Source organism: Lysinibacillus macroides (genome assembly GCF_001281525.1).
Taxonomy (GTDB): domain Bacteria; phylum Bacillota; class Bacilli; order Bacillales_A; family Planococcaceae; genus Lysinibacillus; species Lysinibacillus macroides.
This window is the reverse complement of sequence record NZ_LGCI01000009.1, coordinates 1-17,461: the sequence shown is the minus strand read 5'-3', so window position 1 is coordinate 17,461 and position 17,461 is coordinate 1. Positions and strand designations below refer to the sequence as shown.

Here is a 17,461-nt window from a genome sequence, read left to right as displayed (position 1 = left end):
ACGACAACAGTCACAAACTAAATGAGCAGGGTGATGATGAATTTCTTCCATTTCTATCTCTTCATGAAACGAATCATTTCGTTTTTTATTTGTCTTTTTGCGAGTAATCGTATAACTAACTGCTTCGGTGCTTTGTTCTTCTGTCTGCTCAGATTCGTTAAAAGACGGGTCATTTTCAAATAAAGAAACTTGCCCATCGGGCGCTTGATACTTGGATTTCTCTGATTTGGAGCGATATAAAGCCTTTGTTAATTGGCGGACTTGTTCCGTTAATACTTCAATTTGTTTAAGTGATTGATCCAATTTATTGGTTAATTCGTCATTCTGTTCATTCGAATGTGCTAATTGTTGCTCTAACAATTGAATTAATCGTTCAGTCTGTTTCGTGGAGGCATTTTCCAAATCATTCACCACATTTCGTTCAAGATAAGTTATGGATGATTATACCATTAAGGAAACGTTGATTAAAAGATACTTTTTGCAGATTTTGCAATGGCCTTTGGTTGTTGTAAGGATAATCCTTCTAACAACCAGCGTAGTTCCTGTTGTGAAAGGCTTCGTACCTCTTTTTCATCTTTTGGCCATTGAAGTTTGCCCTGATCTAATCGCTTGTAAAGCATAGCGAAGCCATCTCCATCAAAATACAAACATTTATAGCGATCCTTACTCCATCCTGAAAAGAGAAAAATAGAATCACTATAAGGATCTAATTCGAAAGAATCTTGAATCAGTGTTGCGAGACCATCGATGCCTTTTCGCATATCTGTCTTCCCACAAATCATATAAATGTTTTGCACATCCGTAAAATCATGCCTCATCGACTTTTCAGCTCCTTCATAACCGTTTGGATGATGTGCTCATTTACGCCATGATAAAAGGTAACTTCAGCTACTCCCATTTTTACAATACAAGCTGGTGCAGCGGTCATTCTCGAAGAAGGGAACGAAGAACTTTCCGTTGAAAGAGGATCAAGTTTGACGGGAACTATGGTTAATTTGTTTGTGGACATAAATAGGGCACCTCCTTTAATTGATACGTTTATCGTACCGGAGGTGCCTGGTGTTTTATATGCGTTATTTGATTACGGGCTTACGGTGTATTTTGCGAAGTCGGATTTTCAGGAAGCTTATTGGCTAACATTGTTGATGAATGATGACCGTGAAATAGGCTTACGTTTGGATGATACCAAGCATTTATTGGTGTATTTATATGAAGAAAGCTATCTAAAGGATTATAAGCTTCTCTCTGACTTCGATTTAACAGCAATAGAGCAGCTTTTTCACTAAAGAATAACGGGTTGGGACAAAGTAAAAAGCGTGAGAAATCCATTTAAATGGCTGATTTCTTACGCTTTTAAACTTTTATTTTTAAATTTCATCGTCTACTTTTCAGTATGATCCAGATAAAAAAACAATAGATCTTCTATCACAAGTAAGTCCAATTTCAACACGTTTTCTTTATATAAAGAGAGGTGCTAAGTATAGCATTAACAGACTGTGAGATAAAAAATTTCAATCCACTCTCTTCATACAAAGAGAGACGCTATTAACATGGATTGGTCTAAAATTTTTAGTATTTCAATCCACTCTCTTCATACAAAGAGAGACCGTGTCAAAAACTGACTCGCTGTGGTACAAATCAATTTCAATCCACTCTCTTCATACAAAGAGAGACTATTGACAGGAGGCACAGGCAATCGACCTGGTGATTTCAATCCACTCTCTTCATACAAAGAGAGACATATTTGCGATATTCGTAGATTTCTGGATTCTCTTATTTCAATCCACTCTCTTCATACAAAGAGAGACTGTTGATGGTAAACAAAAGAGTAATTTGGTAAATATTTCAATCCACTCTCTTCATACAAAGAGAGACGATTATTACAATTTTTCCAGATTCCCCCTTCAAAATTTCAATCCACTCTCTTCATACAAAGAGAGACACGCCACTTTGTGATGTGTTTCCTGGGACAATAACATTTCAATCCACTCTCTTCATACAAAGAGAGACGCTGGTGACGAAGGTGATCCTTTAGATTTGGCTATTTCAATCCACTCTCTTCATACAAAGAGAGACCATTCGTAAGATTTTAGACATTTAGCAATGAGGTATTTCAATCCACTCTCTTCATACAAAGAGAGACCTCATCATCGTTACTCCATATCTTATTTTGCAAAGTATTTCAATCCACTCTCTTCATACAAAGAGAGACTAGTTTGGGCTTATAACGAGTTCGATGTGTTCAGAATTTCAATCCACTCTCTTCATACAAAGAGAGACATTCATATCTTTCTCTAATGCGATAAATTCTGCTAATTTCAATCCACTCTCTTCATACAAAGAGAGACTTACCTACATGAGACTCCCACTCGACACTTGCAATTTCAATCCACTCTCTTCATACAAAGAGAGACGAGAAGTTGTAGTATTGGATGATGATGTAATTGATTTCAATCCACTCTCTTCATACAAAGAGAGACGTTGACCACTCGTCTGACTACGCGACTCTAAAAACTATTTCAATCCACTCTCTTCATACAAAGAGAGACGAGACGTTGTAGTATTGGATGATGATGTAATTGATTTCAATCCACTCTCTTCATACAAAGAGAGACGAGACGTTGTAGTATTGGATGATGATGTAATTGATTTCAATCCACTCTCTTCATACAAAGAGAGACGTTGACCACTCGTCTGACTACGCGACTCTAAAAACTATTTCAATCCACTCTCTTCATACAAAGAGAGACTTGGTCCTGCTCAATCAAGATCTCGAGCAAAGGGATTTCAATCCACTCTCTTCATACAAAGAGAGACGAGGAAATCAAAGAAACAGTTGAAATTAGCGAAATTTCAATCCACTCTCTTCATACAAAGAGAGACCTGTTTCCATTGCTATTTATTCACCTCTTTCGGTATTTCAATCCACTCTCTTCATACAAAGAGAGACATTTAACGTCATCAACATCATTAAAACTCTCAGATTTCAATCCACTCTCTTCATACAAAGAGAGACCACTCAACTAACTGATGGACTGACGTTTGAAATTATTTCAATCCACTCTCTTCATACAAAGAGAGACGCCATCTACGATGCACAATTAAAAGACTATATCATTTCAATCCACTCTCTTCATACAAAGAGAGACAAGTGCCGCCTTACGAAGATTTAATGTTTGAGGCTATTTCAATCCACTCTCTTCATACAAAGAGAGACACTGGGAATGATTCTTACTAACTTGAAAAAGAAATTTCAATCCACTCTCTTCATACAAAGAGAGACGGGCGATGAATTTGAGTGGGATTTGATTTTGTCTATTTCAATCCACTCTCTTCATACAAAGAGAGACACAAGCTGGAAAGGACAAGCTTTCCGTGGATTTTATTTCAATCCACTCTCTTCATACAAAGAGAGACTGAAAGCACGTTCAATGCAGTACATATCGAAATAAATTTCAATCCACTCTCTTCATACAAAGAGAGACCTAACTTAGAATCTAACAAAGAGTATGTATATAATTTCAATCCACTCTCTTCATACAAAGAGAGACATACTTTTACATCGATATTTTCTTCAAGTCTCTATTTCAATCCACTCTCTTCATACAAAGAGAGACATACTTTTACATCGATATTTTCTTCAAGTCTCTATTTCAATCCACTCTCTTCATACAAAGAGAGACAATATGCTTTTAACAGTATCCCAAACTTTTTTTAAATTTCAATCCACTCTCTTCATACAAAGAGAGACTGTATCGCAATTCACTATTTGTTCCGTTATTACATTTCAATCCACTCTCTTCATACAAAGAGAGACAAAGATTTGATACAACAAAAGGAGTTGTATATGTATTTCAATCCACTCTCTTCATACAAAGAGAGACCTATGCCTATTGCCTCACCATCGTCTGCTATGCCATTTCAATCCACTCTCTTCATACAAAGAGAGACTGATGCACACCACATGTTTTTACCACGACTAAAAATTTCAATCCACTCTCTTCATACAAAGAGAGACGCGTTGTATCTACAACTACAAAATGATGTTCAAATTTCAATCCACTCTCTTCATACAAAGAGAGACAGCAACCCCAGCCGTAAGCAAATCTTCAGCCGTATTTCAATCCACTCTCTTCATACAAAGAGAGACAATTAATAGATAAACCAAAACTTTATCAAAATAGATTTCAATCCACTCTCTTCATACAAAGAGAGACTTTTGTAGCGATCATTGCAGCAGCATTTTAGTGATTTCAATCCACTCTCTTCATACAAAGAGAGACAGATGTCTTATAATTAATTATATGCTTGGTAGTATTTCAATCCACTCTCTTCATACAAAGAGAGACTTTAGGGCGAAAGTATTTATAGGCTGCTTGATGATTTCAATCCACTCTCTTCATACAAAGAGAGACGTGTTTGGCATATCACGTAAAGTCCTACCAATGAATTTCAATCCACTCTCTTCATACAAAGAGAGACATTATCGGCACTTTCTACGCGTACTGCAACAGTTATTTCAATCCACTCTCTTCATACAAAGAGAGACTACACATAGGGCATTGTATACTAATATAATTGCTATTTCAATCCACTCTCTTCATACAAAGAGAGACAACTATTGTTAACTTTTTCCGATGCACTTGCGTTATTTCAATCCACTCTCTTCATACAAAGAGAGACCTTGCATTTTCTACACCCTCACGGTCATCTTTTTTATTTCAATCCACTCTCTTCATACAAAGAGAGACTAAATGCCAATCGTATGCCACTCAAAAATCATGAATTTCAATCCACTCTCTTCATACAAAGAGAGACAAAGGCAAGGCTTTTTGGTTTCGGTATTTTTAAATTTCAATCCACTCTCTTCATACAAAGAGAGACGCAAAGAAGGTACAACGTATATTTGATTTATATATTTCAATCCACTCTCTTCATACAAAGAGAGACGTCCAGATCCTTGTCCTGGAACAAAGAAAATGCTTTGATTTCAATCCACTCTCTTCATACAAAGAGAGACTTTAACAGTTTACGACGGAGCAGGAAATAAAATGATTTCAATCCACTCTCTTCATACAAAGAGAGACGCGGAATACTCAATTGGGCGATTGAGGGTTGCTTATTTCAATCCACTCTCTTCATACAAAGAGAGACCCAGAATCGACTGACTTTAGGTTCCAAGACCAAATTTCAATCCACTCTCTTCATACAAAGAGAGACTGACCAAATGAGACAGGCGCTTAGACGTGCTGCTATTTCAATCCACTCTCTTCATACAAAGAGAGACTGATATTGTGAGAATGATGCAGTTATTTAATTCTATTTCAATCCACTCTCTTCATACAAAGAGAGACCATTCCAGTAATGACAAGCTTTGAAGCGAATTAATTTCAATCCACTCTCTTCATACAAAGAGAGACAAATTACTCATTTTAAAGGATGGCAGTCTCAAATCATTTCAATCCACTCTCTTCATACAAAGAGAGACGCCTTGAATTGTCTCAATTGTAACTACAAATGTATTTCAATCCACTCTCTTCATACAAAGAGAGACCATGGGCAGAAAAGACCGTCAATCAAATTATCAATTTCAATCCACTCTCTTCATACAAAGAGAGACAATAAAATGGAGGGAATCGTGGATGAAGATTAACTGATTTCAATCCACTCTCTTCATACAAAGAGAGACAAAACCTTTATCAATATCACTAATATATTTAAATATTTCAATCCACTCTCTTCATACAAAGAGAGACGATAGCTTAGCAAAGAGATTAATTGCCAAACAAAGTATTTCAATCCACTCTCTTCATACAAAGAGAGACTTGTTTTCCTTTAAATAAATGATTAGCGTTATTTATTTCAATCCACTCTCTTCATACAAAGAGAGACCGTCAGTCAGACGGCGAATGGCGTTACCGAATTATTTCAATCCACTCTCTTCATACAAAGAGAGACGCAACGCGTTTTGAAATGATTGTTGATAAAGGGATTTCAATCCACTCTCTTCATACAAAGAGAGACCATCATGACTGCATTAAATCATACAGACCAACGAATTTCAATCCACTCTCTTCATACAAAGAGAGACAGTGAAAAACAATATAAAAATGATATTTATAATTGATTTTCATAAAAAAATAAATCTATAAGGTCATATTAACCCAAGCCCCTTTCCATTTCAATGGAAAATTGGTTGAATAATAGGTGCGAATCTCCCTAGCGAATCATGTTTGCTTTACATTCGCACTAGCTCGTTCAAAAAAATAAATATACTTATAGAATCGACATCACCGTAAATACTATTATATCTTTAAAAATTTTAACAAAAAGTCCTTTCAAATAGCTGCAAAAAATAAGCTTCTCATCATGGATTTTCTATATTTTCTTGACAAAAAAACGCGAGAAATCTATTTTAAATGCTGATTTCTCGCAGTCTTTGGAAGGCTTATCACTATTTTAATCTTACGGCTGTGCCATACACGAGTACTTCTGAAGTTCCATCCATGACAGAGGATGTTGCATAGCGTATGCCTACAATTGCATCTGCTCCTAATTGCTTGGCTTCTTCTTCCATTGCCTCTGTGGCGATTTCACGCGAACGCACAAGCATTTCGGCATACTCCTTCATTTCGCCTCCAACAATATTACGAAGACCTGCCATCATATCACGCCCAATATTTCTGGATTGCACAGAATTGCCCTTGACTAAACCAAGTGTTTCGATAATTTCTCGTCCTGCTACACTATCTGATGTTGCTAGTAACATACTTATTCCTCCCTATTGCTATAGTGTTGTACAGCCTCCACCGCTTCTTCAATCGAGGCTGTAATAATGCCTGTACGTTTAATTAAACCTACTACAAATAAATTACGGTAGACAAACTGATTTTCCAGTCCATCTCGTACAAGTGCCTCTATTTTTTGCATATTATCGCGCCCTTGCTGACGAACATCTGTTAGTAAGCCAACAATGGGACGATTTAGCATTGCAAATGCACCGATTTCGGCAGCCACTCCCGAATCAATTTCCACACCGTCTAATACAGCAATTAATAAATCACTGCCTTGTAGCATTGCTAAATCCGCCTCTGCAATGGCTTGGCTATCTGCATAGGCAGATTTATCGTTGATCGCATCGTTCTCCTGCGGGACGTATAGCTCAATGCCTGGTACAGCCTCGCGCATAGCTGCTGCTAGCTGCTCATTTACAAAACGATCTCCTAAAGAAAATAATCCATTTGCTAAGTATGCCTTCATCAGTAAACTCCCTATTCCACTAATTTTTCAAAAATAATTTTATGTCTGCCCTTGTCATCTATAAAGGTTGATACAATATCAAAGCCATGCTTAAGATTGACAATTAGCATTGCTTTGTATGTATTTCTGCCGTATGTACGCACCTTCTGAAAGCCTAATGCCTTCATATGCTTATGCTGTACGATCATTAATTGACTGGCTATTCCCTGTCCTCTTTTGGTATCTCGAACACCGCCTAGCCAGCTATAAAACACGCCATCAGGATGTGGGTAGCCTAACTTAAAGCCAATAAGCTCGTTATCCTCCACTGCCAGCATGCACAGCAAGCCTTCTTTACTTGCTAGCTTTTCCAGTGGGAGATGAGCGCCATCAAAAACATCAGCATAGATTTCCTGTAGCTGGTGAAGCCACGCATAAGGAACACCTTCTATTGCCATTATTTTCAAATGCATCACCTCTACCTATTAGTATAACAGAAAAGATGAGAAAACAAGTGTTAGGTCTATTGCATTAGCAGCATATCCTCTTCTTACCTTTAGTGACAATAATAAATCTTCCCTATACTTATCTACATAGGAGGTAAATAAGTATGGCACCATTTACAAGCTGGTTACACAATGAACTGCGTCCTTATTTTGGACTTCAGTTGCTGGATAAGCATTGGGATATACTGCAAATTCGTGAGGATTACTTTATTTGTCTTGAGGGGGATGTGATTAAAAAAAGGATTTTTGCCGATGAGCAACACTATCAAGAAGCAGATGTCACCATTGTTACCCGTAATCGTGAAGTGATTGTTCCGCAAAGCTCACGTGGTAAAGAGAAGAAATTCAATTACACCAATATTTCCGCTCCGAAAGCAAGAGGCATTATTTTCTCGGCTAGTGTAGGTAATGACACTAATCAAGCTAGCTCTATTAGTGTACGCAATCCGAAAACCTACTACCAGCTTCCACTAACAGGTTTTGAGCATCTTACAACAAAAGCTGATATTATTCAGTGGCTTCAGCAATTTCCAGCACAATTGCCTGCTGATTATGCTACTAAATTAGCAAAGCTCATAAACATGAAAAGTTTACGTTATAAAGCGATGCCAGGAGATATTTTCCGTGTTGAAGTGGATCTGTTTACGGACGGTTATGTGCTAGTAATTGGGGATCTACGTCAAATGCAAAAGGATCAGTTATTTGCAGCAGATAGTATTTGGCATGATGTGATGACAATGCCGCTGTTTGTCCGCCCTTATTTATGTACAACGACAGAGCGTTCACCCCGTTTTGAAGAGATTGTGACAGCGCCACTAGCCAATCAAACATATATTGTAATGGATGATCATTTTATGCGAGGGTGTTATGAAAAAGTTGGTCATAAACCATTAACAGAGGCTGATATTTTATTTCCTTTAGGGTATAGTATAACGATTGACCAGCACAAGGAACCTCAATACCGTCTATCGTGGGGAACAGGAAGCATTCATAAGCCAGCATCTGCAACTGCTTTAAAAACAGCTACTCGTTTTGCTAATCATGGTGTCTATACAAGTGTCGCTAATGATTGGTTGAAGCCGCAGGAGGAGCATGATGATCCCGTGTCATTCGATAATCCCTATTATTATCAAGAGCGACTGCAAGCGTTCGCTAAATTTGGCTTGCCGCAAAATATCACATATGATGACTTTAACCGTCAAACGGGTGGTCTCACACGCATGGAGTATCTTACCTATATTTATAATACGTATCTAAAAATGTAGCTAGCTGCCAAATCATTCATTTTACCTTATAATAAAAAGAGTTCATTAATTGAGGTGCGTATTTTTATGTATATTGGCATTATTCCGCTCATTATTTTTATTGTTTTTCTTTATTCCTATTTAAAAGATCCACGAAGAATAATTAATGGCTTTTTATTTAATCTTTTTATCTGTTCATTTCTATTATTTTGTGTAGTGGCATCCATTCAGTCTGACCATTACTTTATAAGGCTAATCGTGATTATTCCACTTATCGCCCTATTGGTGATGATTCCGTTTGCTATTGTAGCATTAATGTTTGGTTTATTTTTAAATGCGAGGGTGTTAATGAAGCGAGAGGGAAGACGTCTTGCCAATTCCTTAACATTGCTTGTGGCGATTGGGATTTTATTATTTATGCTATTGCCAATTATTAGCCCAGCAAGCCTATTCTCAAGGCATCTCCAGCCGATTTTTGGTGGGATATCACTTATTACATTTTATTTCTTTATCCATCTATCTAATTTTTTATCCGCCTATTTTTTATACCAATTCAATCGGCCAACATATCATCAAGATTTTATTATTGTGCTTGGCAGTGGTTTAATTAACGATAAGGTTCCACCACTATTAGCAAGTAGAATCCAAAAGGCGATTGACTTTTATCATAAACAAGCAGCTCTTACCTCACCGCCAACCATTATTTTTTCAGGCGGGCAAGGACCAGATGAAAACCTGCCAGAGGCTGAGGCGATGCAACAATATGCACTTGATAAAGGAATTCCGATCGAGCACACACTATAAGAGAATCATTCTGTCAACACCTATCAAAATATGCTCTTTTCCAAACAATTGATGGACGAGCAATCGCAGGGTAAGCCCTATCGCAGTATTTTTACAACAAATAATTTCCATCTTTTCCGTGCGGGCATCTATGCAAGGCTAGCTGGGTTAGACAGTCAGGGCATTGGCGCAAAAACAGCCTTTTATTATTGGCCCAATGCTATGATTCGTGAATATGTGGCGATTGTTGTAATGGAGCGCAAACGACATATGAAAGTGGTCGGAACCATTTTAGCTATTTCCATCCTATTCGTGATTATTAGTTATTTGATTACGTAGCACTTTTAGGGGTTCGTGATACAGGTTATAGTCGTGTCACGCATCCCTTTGTCGTTGTATATTTCTTGATATGTTGTTCGTATACTGTCTGATAATAATATTTGTATGGATAACGCTCTTGTTGTAGCACCTTATACAGAACAGACAATCCCTCCTCATAGCGAACAGCAAATTCACAATCATCATAAAACTGCCGTGTTAGCTATCTGATACGATAAAGGTCTAGCTTTGTACTCACCCTCCAACCAAACTGAATGGTATCCTGTTGATCTAATGGATGACGATATGTATCAAGAACAATGCATGTATCTGGCTGGTGCTGATTGCTAAATACCAACACATCCCCTGTATGAATGGATTGTTGAAAAAAACGATGAACAATTTCTTCTATTGGTACATGAATAGCAAGTATATCCATAAGCGTCTGAAAAGTTGACTGAGGTGTATAGTTATCACTTCCATCATCTGGGTAGTCAATCAGCTCTGTAACGGAAGCCATTAGCCAAAAGTCATACGTCAATATTTATCACTCCATTTAAACGATTAATTTCTTGTTCAACTCTATCCATAGGTACTTGCTATGAAGTTTCCTGCTTACAGAATTTTCACTCATCTTTTTCTTTATCAGAATAGACGCTTCTCTTATAAATAGGGACCAAAATAGAGCTCCATTTGCTCTTGTGAGTAGCCATCCTGCCCTCTCCATGTAGCCATTGACATAAAATCCGTGCCTCGTCCACGCTCCTTGCGATAAGGGTTATTGGAAACAAGCAAGCCTGCATATCCCCAAATTTCCATAATAACATCCCGTTCATATTGATTAGCTTTAAAAATATCCTTCCAACGCTTCTCAAGCTGTCTTGCTGCATCTGTAGCTTGACAGGACTCTATCGCCTTAATCATCTGCTGCAAAATGGCGCTATCTTCCTCACATACAGTAAATGCTGTTTGCTCCTTTGCTAAGCATTCAAGATCAAGCAGGCAATATAGCAGCCAGTTTAAACGAATGCCGCCCCATTTAATGCGTTCAAAATTTAACACATTCAAATCTTCATCGTTATATGCTTCATAGGCTATAATTTGCTGTTCATTACAGTAGCCACAGCCGCTATGGGGTACCAGCTGCACAGGTCGCTCATGATAGGTATGGCTAGGTAATTGATATGTAAGCGCCCAGCTTGATAGCGCACTGCGTAAATGCACCTTGCGCGTTGATAAGCTATGCAAAAAGGCTGTAACAGCAAGCTCCTTTGTTAATACTTCACGGTGAAGCTGTTGCAGTCTTGCGATACATTCATCATGTGTAATCGTTAACGGATCAAACATTAGCCCTTTGCTTTTGGCATATTGAAAATCTTCTTCTGCACATGTAAATTTTCCTGCTTTCCATCTACCTGATTGCCAAAATGTTTGCATTAAAGTTTTCTTTGCCTTTTGATCCATAGCTCATTCCTCCTCACGTCTTATCAAGTGCTAGCTTGGCACTTACAATTTGCGCCATCTCTTGCCAAGGCTGCTGCCATTCTGAGGCTGCTACCTCTTCCTCTGGTTGCGCTAGCCAATAATCGCCCTCCATTAGCTCAAACATATCTAGCAATGTGATTGGCGCACATACAGGATTGTGTAACGCTGCTAGCATTGGCTTTGGTCCATCATCCCAGTTATAGCCATTAACGACCGCATGCAAAATGACAGCGGATGAAATCGCATGAATGCGCTGGCCCATTTTATTAATAGATTCCTCATATAAAATCGTATCTACTTGCCTTTGCTCCTCTGCTGTTAACGTTAGTCGGATTGCACCCGGCGTAGCAAGCAATAAATCTGCTATTTCTCTATGCATTCTTGCTGTATACCAAGCGGTTGCCTGAATCCCCCCTGGCGCATCTAATGTCACACCTTTGGCTAGCAATAACTGAATAACATTTTTTTGCTTAAACTTTACAGCCTTTTTTAGTGCTGTATCTCCAAGCTTATCTTGTGCCTCCAAGTCGATATTTTGCGCCAAAAGAAGCTGAATCCCTTCAAGCGGCATTCGATTGGTAATAAAAAGCATTAATGGCGTTCTACCACGTGCATCCCGCTCATGAACATCCAGTTTCTGCACAGCCTTCTGCACTTCCTCCATATTCTTTGATTTACTAACTGTTAGCCAATCCATTAACATCACTCCCTGCTTTATGTATCCATCCATTGCAGTAGCTGCTCCAGCTCCTCCTTTATCGGTGGGGCTTCTTGTTTAAGACGCTGTGCTAGATTATTTGCACGGCCAAAAATGCGATACAATGCAAATGCACGCTCATAGTCCTCTTTCTTTGCTAGCTCAACCACAAGCGCCCTTATACAATCCTGTTTGCATACATTAAGCCCCTTTAATGGTTTAGCTGATTCATTGGCAGCCAATAAAATAGCGATAAATACAGGCATAAGCTCCGCTGCTAGACCATGCGCTTTTAGAAAAGCATCCGCATAAGCATTTTGGACGGACTGATGCTCTGTATCAACAAGTGCCATATAGCTTTGGACAAGCGGAAAATAAGCATCACTGTAAAGCCCTAATCCAAATACTGCATAAGTGCCAGGCATAGCTGATTTTTTGCTTGGCTCAACATCCTGATACCAGGCATATGCCTCCATTGCCATCTGTGCATAGTTTGCTAGCAGCGGAAAAAGGGATGGATATGTGAAGCAGTTGGCAAAAAATTGATGGAGCTTTGATTTTGCTAGTCCTTTCACTGGTAAGTAATGCTTGACTTTGCTTTTCAGCAATAGCTTATAGCCCTTTGGAAAGCCTGCCTGTAAAAGCTCCATTATATAATGAAGTGCTTCTTGATAAGCTTTTTCCTCTTCTACAATGATATGAATCGTTATTGTTTGTAAAATATCATTGGCTTGTCCTCGTAACACATTACTTTGTCGTCTGCTTTCATAACGACCGCTTCCTGCTTGTAAATACATCGTTGCCTTTTCCGAACCAAGTTGCTTAGCTAGCTCCAAATATTTTTGGCAAGTTGCTGGCTCTTGCTGTCCTATTTTTAATGCGCTATAGAGCAAGAAATCTAGCTTTTCCTGCGCTATTTGCTGTGGCGTAATTGCTGTTGTCAGCATCCACTCTTTTGTATACGCTTCTGTTTGCTCAAAATAGTGTGTTAAAAAATGCGCCTCTGCCCACTGCTCCAATGCTCTTGTATAGTAGTAGTTCCATCGTTCTAAACGCTGTGGATTGGCACGATGCTTATCTTGTAAACGGCTAATGAGTGGTTCAATTTCTTCAGCTCTTTGCTGGAAAAAATGCGGATTTACAAGATGCTGTGCAAAGAAAAATTCATCATTATCACTTGGACGTGCTGGTGGCTCAGCCATTATCTTTGTTTCAATAAAGGTTGCTAATTCCTGCTTGGTTAACGCGAGCTTCTGCTGATTTAATAACTCTTTTTGATAGTGGATTATTTTCCCGTTATGCTCAAATTCAAGCACTACCTGACAATAATAATCAAAAAAACGAGTACCATACTGTGATGATTGAAAAACTTGCTCCATTTTGACACATAAAGCATCAAAAAGCTCCTCAATATGAAACGTTTCTGTGAATTCCTCTATATAAGCGTCTGCCTCAATCTTATAGGCACTATCACTCCAATCCAATGGCTCGTAAATATCTAATAGAATCATTCCATAAGCACCTTGTTCTTTATGCCAAGTTACTTTTAAATAGTTAAAGATACCTGCTTGCAAGCGGCTTTGATCGTTAAGTGCGTTTATTCGTTCACTTTCTCGTTTATAAATGGCTGCTAGCTTCGCCCAAACATCCGCAAGAAAATGCTCTATATATGGTTGCAATACACGTTCCCCCCCTTTTTTACCTAGCAAAAATCTCCCGCTAAAATGACTTCCAGCGGGAGAGCAGCCTTACCCGATTGTTTTCACAACCGTTCCTTGTTGATCTTTAATATAGGTTTTCAAAATTTGAAAGTTCACATCTGCTAAGGAAGATAATTCAAATTGTCCTTCTTGTGGTACAAGCTTTTGGCAAAGCTCCTCCACTGCTTCCTTATTTAAAGAAATAATCACTTCCTGCTCATTGACATCGTATCCTGCTTGCTCATTCGCTTGAAACGTAAGGGTCACTTGTTGACCAACTAAGCGAAGGCTTCTTCCTTTTAAAATTCGTCCACGTAATAATTGACGAATCACACCTGCCTGCTTAGCCCCAAGCTGAACAATATGGGAAGGCTTTGAAAACCAGCCCGTTTTCCCCTCTTGCCATGCTAATTGATCGACAAAAAGAAAGCCTGTACTAGAGCCATCGTCTTCTATCCCTCGCTCCACAGCTTTGACAACTACTGGATTTTGTAAAAGGGAGGCTCTTGCTAAATCTGTTACATAGCTTGGTAGCTGCTCTATACCTGCCTGTAGTACACCAAGTGTCTGCCAAGCTTGCATCGCTTCTAGCTCATCCTCTGTAATACCCACCATTTGAATAAACGTCACTTTACCATTTGGCGTATGCATTTTTGCCAGCTCTGGATCATCTGTAAATGCTAATGCTGTTAACAATGTGTCTGCACCAAGACAAATCGGCCCATTTGCATCTAAATAATCACCTGCTACAAATACATTACCACTATTAAAAACATATCTCGCCATATTTTGTAGTAAATTCAATGCCCAAGCAGGAGGCTCTTCCTCATCATCGCTACGCACTAGTCGAAATGTTAATTCAAAGCCAAAGCCACTATATTCTTTATTATTCAATTCTTTTTCATATAATTCAGAAAATCCATAAGTGACGAAGTGCCAATGTGGAATAGGTGTTTCACTTTTATAAGCACTAATACCATCCAGCGGGTCTTGTCCGCCAAGTGCATAGGAAATTAATGTGCCGTAATGCTTTGGCTCTTGCTCCCCGTATAGCTTTACTAACGCATGATCAATTGCATCCCAGCCAGTTGTTGCTACTTCTTCACTCATCTCTACGCCCTCCTAGCAGGTATCGCTCTCTTAAATATATTTACTATTGTTATGATACCAATTTTACAATAGGCCTTTAACAGGAATAGGACTCATTTTTAACATACCATCAAATAGGTTTATTTTCATTCCAGCTAAGGTAATTATTACTATCAAAAAAATCCAGACAATCCGTTTAAAGATTGCCTGAATAGCTAAAATTATTTAACCATATAGCATGACTGGCGCACGTACACCTTGTAAATAGTCAGCCAGCTTTCCAGCGAAGACTTTTTCCAAATAAGGTAATTGTGCTAGGCAGTGAGGCGTCATTAATGCCGGATTTTGATATACTTTTAAACCTCCCACTTTTAATAGCGTCGCTACAAATTGGGAACAAAAGTAAGCACGCTCTCTTCTCACTTCCTTCTGCATCACCACACCAAACAAACCGATAAAATTATATTTATAGCGGTTCCGATTCCAGTACATGTATCGCACAATTTTCATCATATCTAAATATTGATAATGGGATATTGTGCAGCGATAAATCACACAATCGGCTAACTCAAAAAGTCCTCTTTCTGCATCCTCACGTAAAAAGCCTCCACTTAGCGGATTGTTTAGCTGTCTACGACCAAAGCTATACATTTCAAACAGCCCCTCATCAAAGGCTATTGACGCATGATTCATTTCTTTTCCCGTATACATACCGATTGCCTTTGATAATAAGGTTCCTGTTTTGGTTAATACTATGTAGATCGTATGTGTCATTTCCTCACCTACTTCGATATTCTCTGTTACTACCAATACGTTTTAAATCTTTAAATGGTTTCGCAAATTCCCTTATTTTATAAATATATAGGAAGAATCTTAACAATTTCTTTAGTAGAACCTGAAGATTTTCTTAAGATTTTTATGATGGACACAAAACTTTTGCCATTTTTACTATCTATATTATATGTAAGCAATCGTATGCTTATGTAAGATCATCCAACACAGATAGGTATATAGTAACATAAATAACAATAGAAAAAGCGACTCTTTATTTTTATGAGCAGCTTTTACTCTCTTAAAAAGATTTTTCAGTAAATCTTAATAAATATTCTTATAAAATATTAAGAATTTCTGCTTATGATAAATAGAGAGTATTTTAAGGAGATAAAAATATGAAAAAACGAAATTTAATAATGATCATTACTAGTATGTATACAGCGCTCATCTTATTTTTCATGTTCTTTGGCTTTAATCGTTTAGAGCATAGAGACGATTATATGGACGCTGGCTATGAATTTATGCTTATTCCATCAAGCGTTCCTTTGAACTTCCCTAGCCTTACATTTTCATGGTTGTACGATTTTGGCAATATTGCAGCTTTTATTCCCTTTGGCATCCTAATTCCGTTATTAATACACTGCCATTATAAAAAATTTATTGGGTCGTTCATTCTTATGATTCTTGGATTGGAAACGATTCAATCACTCGTCTATCTGGGAACTTTTGATGTAGATGATGTCATTTCCAATACGATCGGTGCAACGATTGGCTATCTTGTATACAAAGTTGGCTTCACTTCAAATTTAACTTTAAAAAAGCTCATTGCTTCATGCTTGTCTGCTGTTCTATTGCTTACATGTGTAATGATCATATCTGAAGTTTTAGAGAAACGCGTTAGTTCTATACAGCCTTTACATGCTATTAAAGAAACAGCAGGCGCGCACCCCCTAACAAACGATATCCCAATTTTCACTGTAGCTGGTCATAAAATAGAGCCTCACTATAATTTATATAGTAATGAAGGAACTACGAGCAAGACCTACACTTATATGATTGATGGCAAGGAGGATGTTATACTTTTTCTACATCTCGGTATGCCGGATGAAGAAGAGCCTCAAGGGAACGTAACCATCGTTATGGATGGAAAGGAAATATTTCAAGCAGATGAAGTGTATTTGCAGGAAACCGAAACACTTGAAATGCCATTAGAAATTCCATTATTTTATGAAGCTAACAAACTGACCATTGCTATTACAGGTCATATAAAGCTATGGGATATCGGCTTCACAGAAATGAAGCATTGGTGGGAATAAAATGAATAACAAGACCAGCTCGGCTAAATAGGCTTTGCTGGTCTTTCAATGTTAGCTCTATCCTAGAAGAAGAGGACGCTATCGTTTCCAGTTCAGCAGTCTTTCCACTATAAAAGTTGCGAAGGATGTTCTCCTTTATATTGAATTGTTATACGGTTCTTTAAAAATCATAGAACATTCCCAGCTTCTCACTCCCTCTTGTACCTTCTCCTTGAAAAACAGTCCCACTCTCTTTACTTTTTTATCAATTATATATAATTCAGATAAATTTTCAGGCGTGTTGATTAACCATAATTATACAGGTTTCCAG

The 17,461-nt window shown here is 38.1% G+C and carries 15 protein-coding genes, 1 pseudogene and 1 CRISPR repeat array; of the genes and pseudogenes, 4 read left to right on the top strand and 12 right to left on the bottom strand.

The window, feature by feature from the left end:
- From ADM90_RS24525 to ADM90_RS13950, 3 genes are all read right to left on the bottom strand, one after another.
- A partial coding sequence (locus ADM90_RS24525; RefSeq protein WP_459542336.1) for an IS66 family transposase occupies positions 1 to 411 on the bottom strand: 411 nt, incomplete at its 3' end.
- A gap of 53 nt (positions 412 to 464) precedes the next feature.
- Positions 465 to 818, bottom strand: a complete 354-nt coding sequence (gene tnpB, locus ADM90_RS13955) for an IS66 family insertion sequence element accessory protein TnpB (protein WP_053994649.1) — start codon at positions 816 to 818, stop codon at positions 465 to 467.
- Positions 815 to 1,009 carry a hypothetical protein gene (locus tag ADM90_RS13950; protein WP_053994648.1) on the bottom strand — a complete coding sequence of 65 codons (195 nt, stop codon included), beginning with the start codon at positions 1,007 to 1,009 and terminating at the stop codon, positions 815 to 817. The genes tnpB and ADM90_RS13950 overlap by 4 nt, the downstream gene beginning before the upstream one ends.
- Between ADM90_RS13950 and ADM90_RS13945 the strand changes: the two genes are divergently transcribed.
- Complete coding sequence (locus tag ADM90_RS13945; RefSeq protein WP_053995577.1) at positions 1,002 to 1,286, top strand: hypothetical protein; 285 nt, start codon at positions 1,002 to 1,004, stop codon at positions 1,284 to 1,286. The genes ADM90_RS13950 and ADM90_RS13945 overlap by 8 nt on opposite strands.
- 222 nt (positions 1,287 to 1,508) lie before the next feature.
- A CRISPR array of direct repeats spans positions 1,509 to 6,091; the repeat unit is 33 nt; unit sequence ATTTCAATCCACTCTCTTCATACAAAGAGAGAC.
- A gap of 363 nt (positions 6,092 to 6,454) precedes the next feature.
- On the opposite strand, the gene ADM90_RS13940 is transcribed toward ADM90_RS13945, so the two are convergent.
- From ADM90_RS13940 to ADM90_RS13930, 3 genes are read right to left on the bottom strand one after another with little or no spacing between them, the layout of a single operon-like run.
- On the bottom strand, positions 6,455 to 6,769 hold the full coding sequence (locus ADM90_RS13940; protein WP_053995576.1) for a YbjQ family protein: 315 nt from the start codon (positions 6,767 to 6,769) through the stop codon (positions 6,455 to 6,457).
- Positions 6,770 to 6,771: 2 nt separating this feature from the next.
- Positions 6,772 to 7,260 (bottom strand): nucleoside 2-deoxyribosyltransferase, encoded by a 489-nt coding sequence (locus ADM90_RS13935; protein ID WP_053995575.1) that lies wholly within the window; start codon positions 7,258 to 7,260, stop codon positions 6,772 to 6,774.
- An 11-nt stretch (positions 7,261 to 7,271) separates the two neighbouring features.
- Positions 7,272 to 7,712, bottom strand: coding sequence for a GNAT family N-acetyltransferase (locus ADM90_RS13930; protein WP_235473550.1), 441 nt, complete (start codon positions 7,710 to 7,712; stop codon positions 7,272 to 7,274).
- A gap of 137 nt (positions 7,713 to 7,849) precedes the next feature.
- Here ADM90_RS13930 and ADM90_RS13925 point away from each other — a divergent pair, with 137 nt between their 5' ends.
- Together ADM90_RS13925 and ADM90_RS13920 are read left to right on the top strand one after the other, a co-directional pair.
- Positions 7,850 to 9,010 carry an immunity 26/phosphotriesterase HocA family protein gene (locus ADM90_RS13925; RefSeq protein WP_053995573.1) on the top strand — a complete coding sequence of 387 codons (1,161 nt, stop codon included), beginning with the start codon at positions 7,850 to 7,852 and terminating at the stop codon, positions 9,008 to 9,010.
- Positions 9,011 to 9,076: 66 nt separating this feature from the next.
- A pseudogene (locus tag ADM90_RS13920) lies at positions 9,077 to 10,111 on the top strand (YdcF family protein).
- Positions 10,112 to 10,313: 202 nt separating this feature from the next.
- On the opposite strand, the gene ADM90_RS25110 reads toward ADM90_RS13920, so the two are convergent.
- The 6 genes from ADM90_RS25110 to ADM90_RS13890 all read right to left on the bottom strand — a co-directional run bounded on the left by ADM90_RS25110 (position 10,314) and on the right by ADM90_RS13890 (position 15,835).
- Positions 10,314 to 10,631: a hypothetical protein gene (locus ADM90_RS25110; RefSeq protein ID WP_235473546.1), complete on the bottom strand. Its 318-nt coding sequence runs from the start codon at positions 10,629 to 10,631 to the stop codon at positions 10,314 to 10,316.
- Between the two features lie 122 nt (positions 10,632 to 10,753).
- Entirely contained in the window at positions 10,754 to 11,554 is an 801-nt protein-coding gene (locus tag ADM90_RS13910) for a hypothetical protein (RefSeq protein WP_053995572.1), read from the bottom strand.
- Between the two features lie 13 nt (positions 11,555 to 11,567).
- Positions 11,568 to 12,272: a DUF4274 domain-containing protein gene (locus ADM90_RS13905; protein ID WP_053995734.1), complete on the bottom strand. Its 705-nt coding sequence runs from the start codon at positions 12,270 to 12,272 to the stop codon at positions 11,568 to 11,570.
- A 17-nt stretch (positions 12,273 to 12,289) separates the two neighbouring features.
- Positions 12,290 to 13,951, bottom strand: coding sequence for a DUF6138 family protein (locus ADM90_RS13900; protein WP_053995571.1), 1,662 nt, complete (start codon positions 13,949 to 13,951; stop codon positions 12,290 to 12,292).
- Positions 13,952 to 14,020: 69 nt separating this feature from the next.
- The gene (locus tag ADM90_RS13895) at positions 14,021 to 15,082 is read right to left on the bottom strand and encodes a suppressor of fused domain protein (protein WP_053995570.1); all 1,062 of its coding nucleotides are present in this window, start codon (positions 15,080 to 15,082) and stop codon (positions 14,021 to 14,023) included.
- A gap of 204 nt (positions 15,083 to 15,286) precedes the next feature.
- A complete protein-coding gene (locus ADM90_RS13890; RefSeq protein ID WP_053995569.1) occupies positions 15,287 to 15,835 on the bottom strand; it encodes a hypothetical protein in 549 nt (182 codons plus the stop codon).
- 395 nt (positions 15,836 to 16,230) lie between these two features.
- On the opposite strand from ADM90_RS13890, the gene ADM90_RS13885 reads away from it, so the two are divergent.
- On the top strand, positions 16,231 to 17,151 hold the full coding sequence (locus ADM90_RS13885) for a VanZ family protein (RefSeq protein WP_053995568.1): 921 nt from the start codon (positions 16,231 to 16,233) through the stop codon (positions 17,149 to 17,151).
- Positions 17,152 to 17,461: the final 310 nt, after the last annotated feature.

Excerpts from the sequence above, each read along its gene's own strand:
- tnpB (WP_053994649.1), bottom strand. The coding sequence starts at position 818 with ATGAGGCATGATTTTACGGATGTGCAAAACATTTATATGATTTGTGGG.
- ADM90_RS13950 (WP_053994648.1), bottom strand. The coding sequence starts at position 1,009 with ATGTCCACAAACAAATTAACCATAGTTCCCGTCAAACTTGATCCTCTT.
- ADM90_RS13940 (WP_053995576.1), bottom strand. The coding sequence starts at position 6,769 with ATGTTACTAGCAACATCAGATAGTGTAGCAGGACGAGAAATTATCGAA.
- ADM90_RS13935 (WP_053995575.1), bottom strand. The coding sequence starts at position 7,260 with ATGAAGGCATACTTAGCAAATGGATTATTTTCTTTAGGAGATCGTTTT.
- ADM90_RS13930 (WP_235473550.1), bottom strand. The coding sequence starts at position 7,712 with ATGCATTTGAAAATAATGGCAATAGAAGGTGTTCCTTATGCGTGGCTT.
- ADM90_RS13925 (WP_053995573.1), top strand. The coding sequence starts at position 7,850 with ATGGCACCATTTACAAGCTGGTTACACAATGAACTGCGTCCTTATTTT.
- ADM90_RS13910 (WP_053995572.1), bottom strand. The coding sequence starts at position 11,554 with ATGGATCAAAAGGCAAAGAAAACTTTAATGCAAACATTTTGGCAATCA.
- ADM90_RS13905 (WP_053995734.1), bottom strand. The coding sequence starts at position 12,272 with ATGGATTGGCTAACAGTTAGTAAATCAAAGAATATGGAGGAAGTGCAG.
- ADM90_RS13895 (WP_053995570.1), bottom strand. The coding sequence starts at position 15,082 with ATGAGTGAAGAAGTAGCAACAACTGGCTGGGATGCAATTGATCATGCG.
- ADM90_RS13890 (WP_053995569.1), bottom strand. The coding sequence starts at position 15,835 with ATGACACATACGATCTACATAGTATTAACCAAAACAGGAACCTTATTA.
- ADM90_RS13885 (WP_053995568.1), top strand. The coding sequence starts at position 16,231 with ATGAAAAAACGAAATTTAATAATGATCATTACTAGTATGTATACAGCG.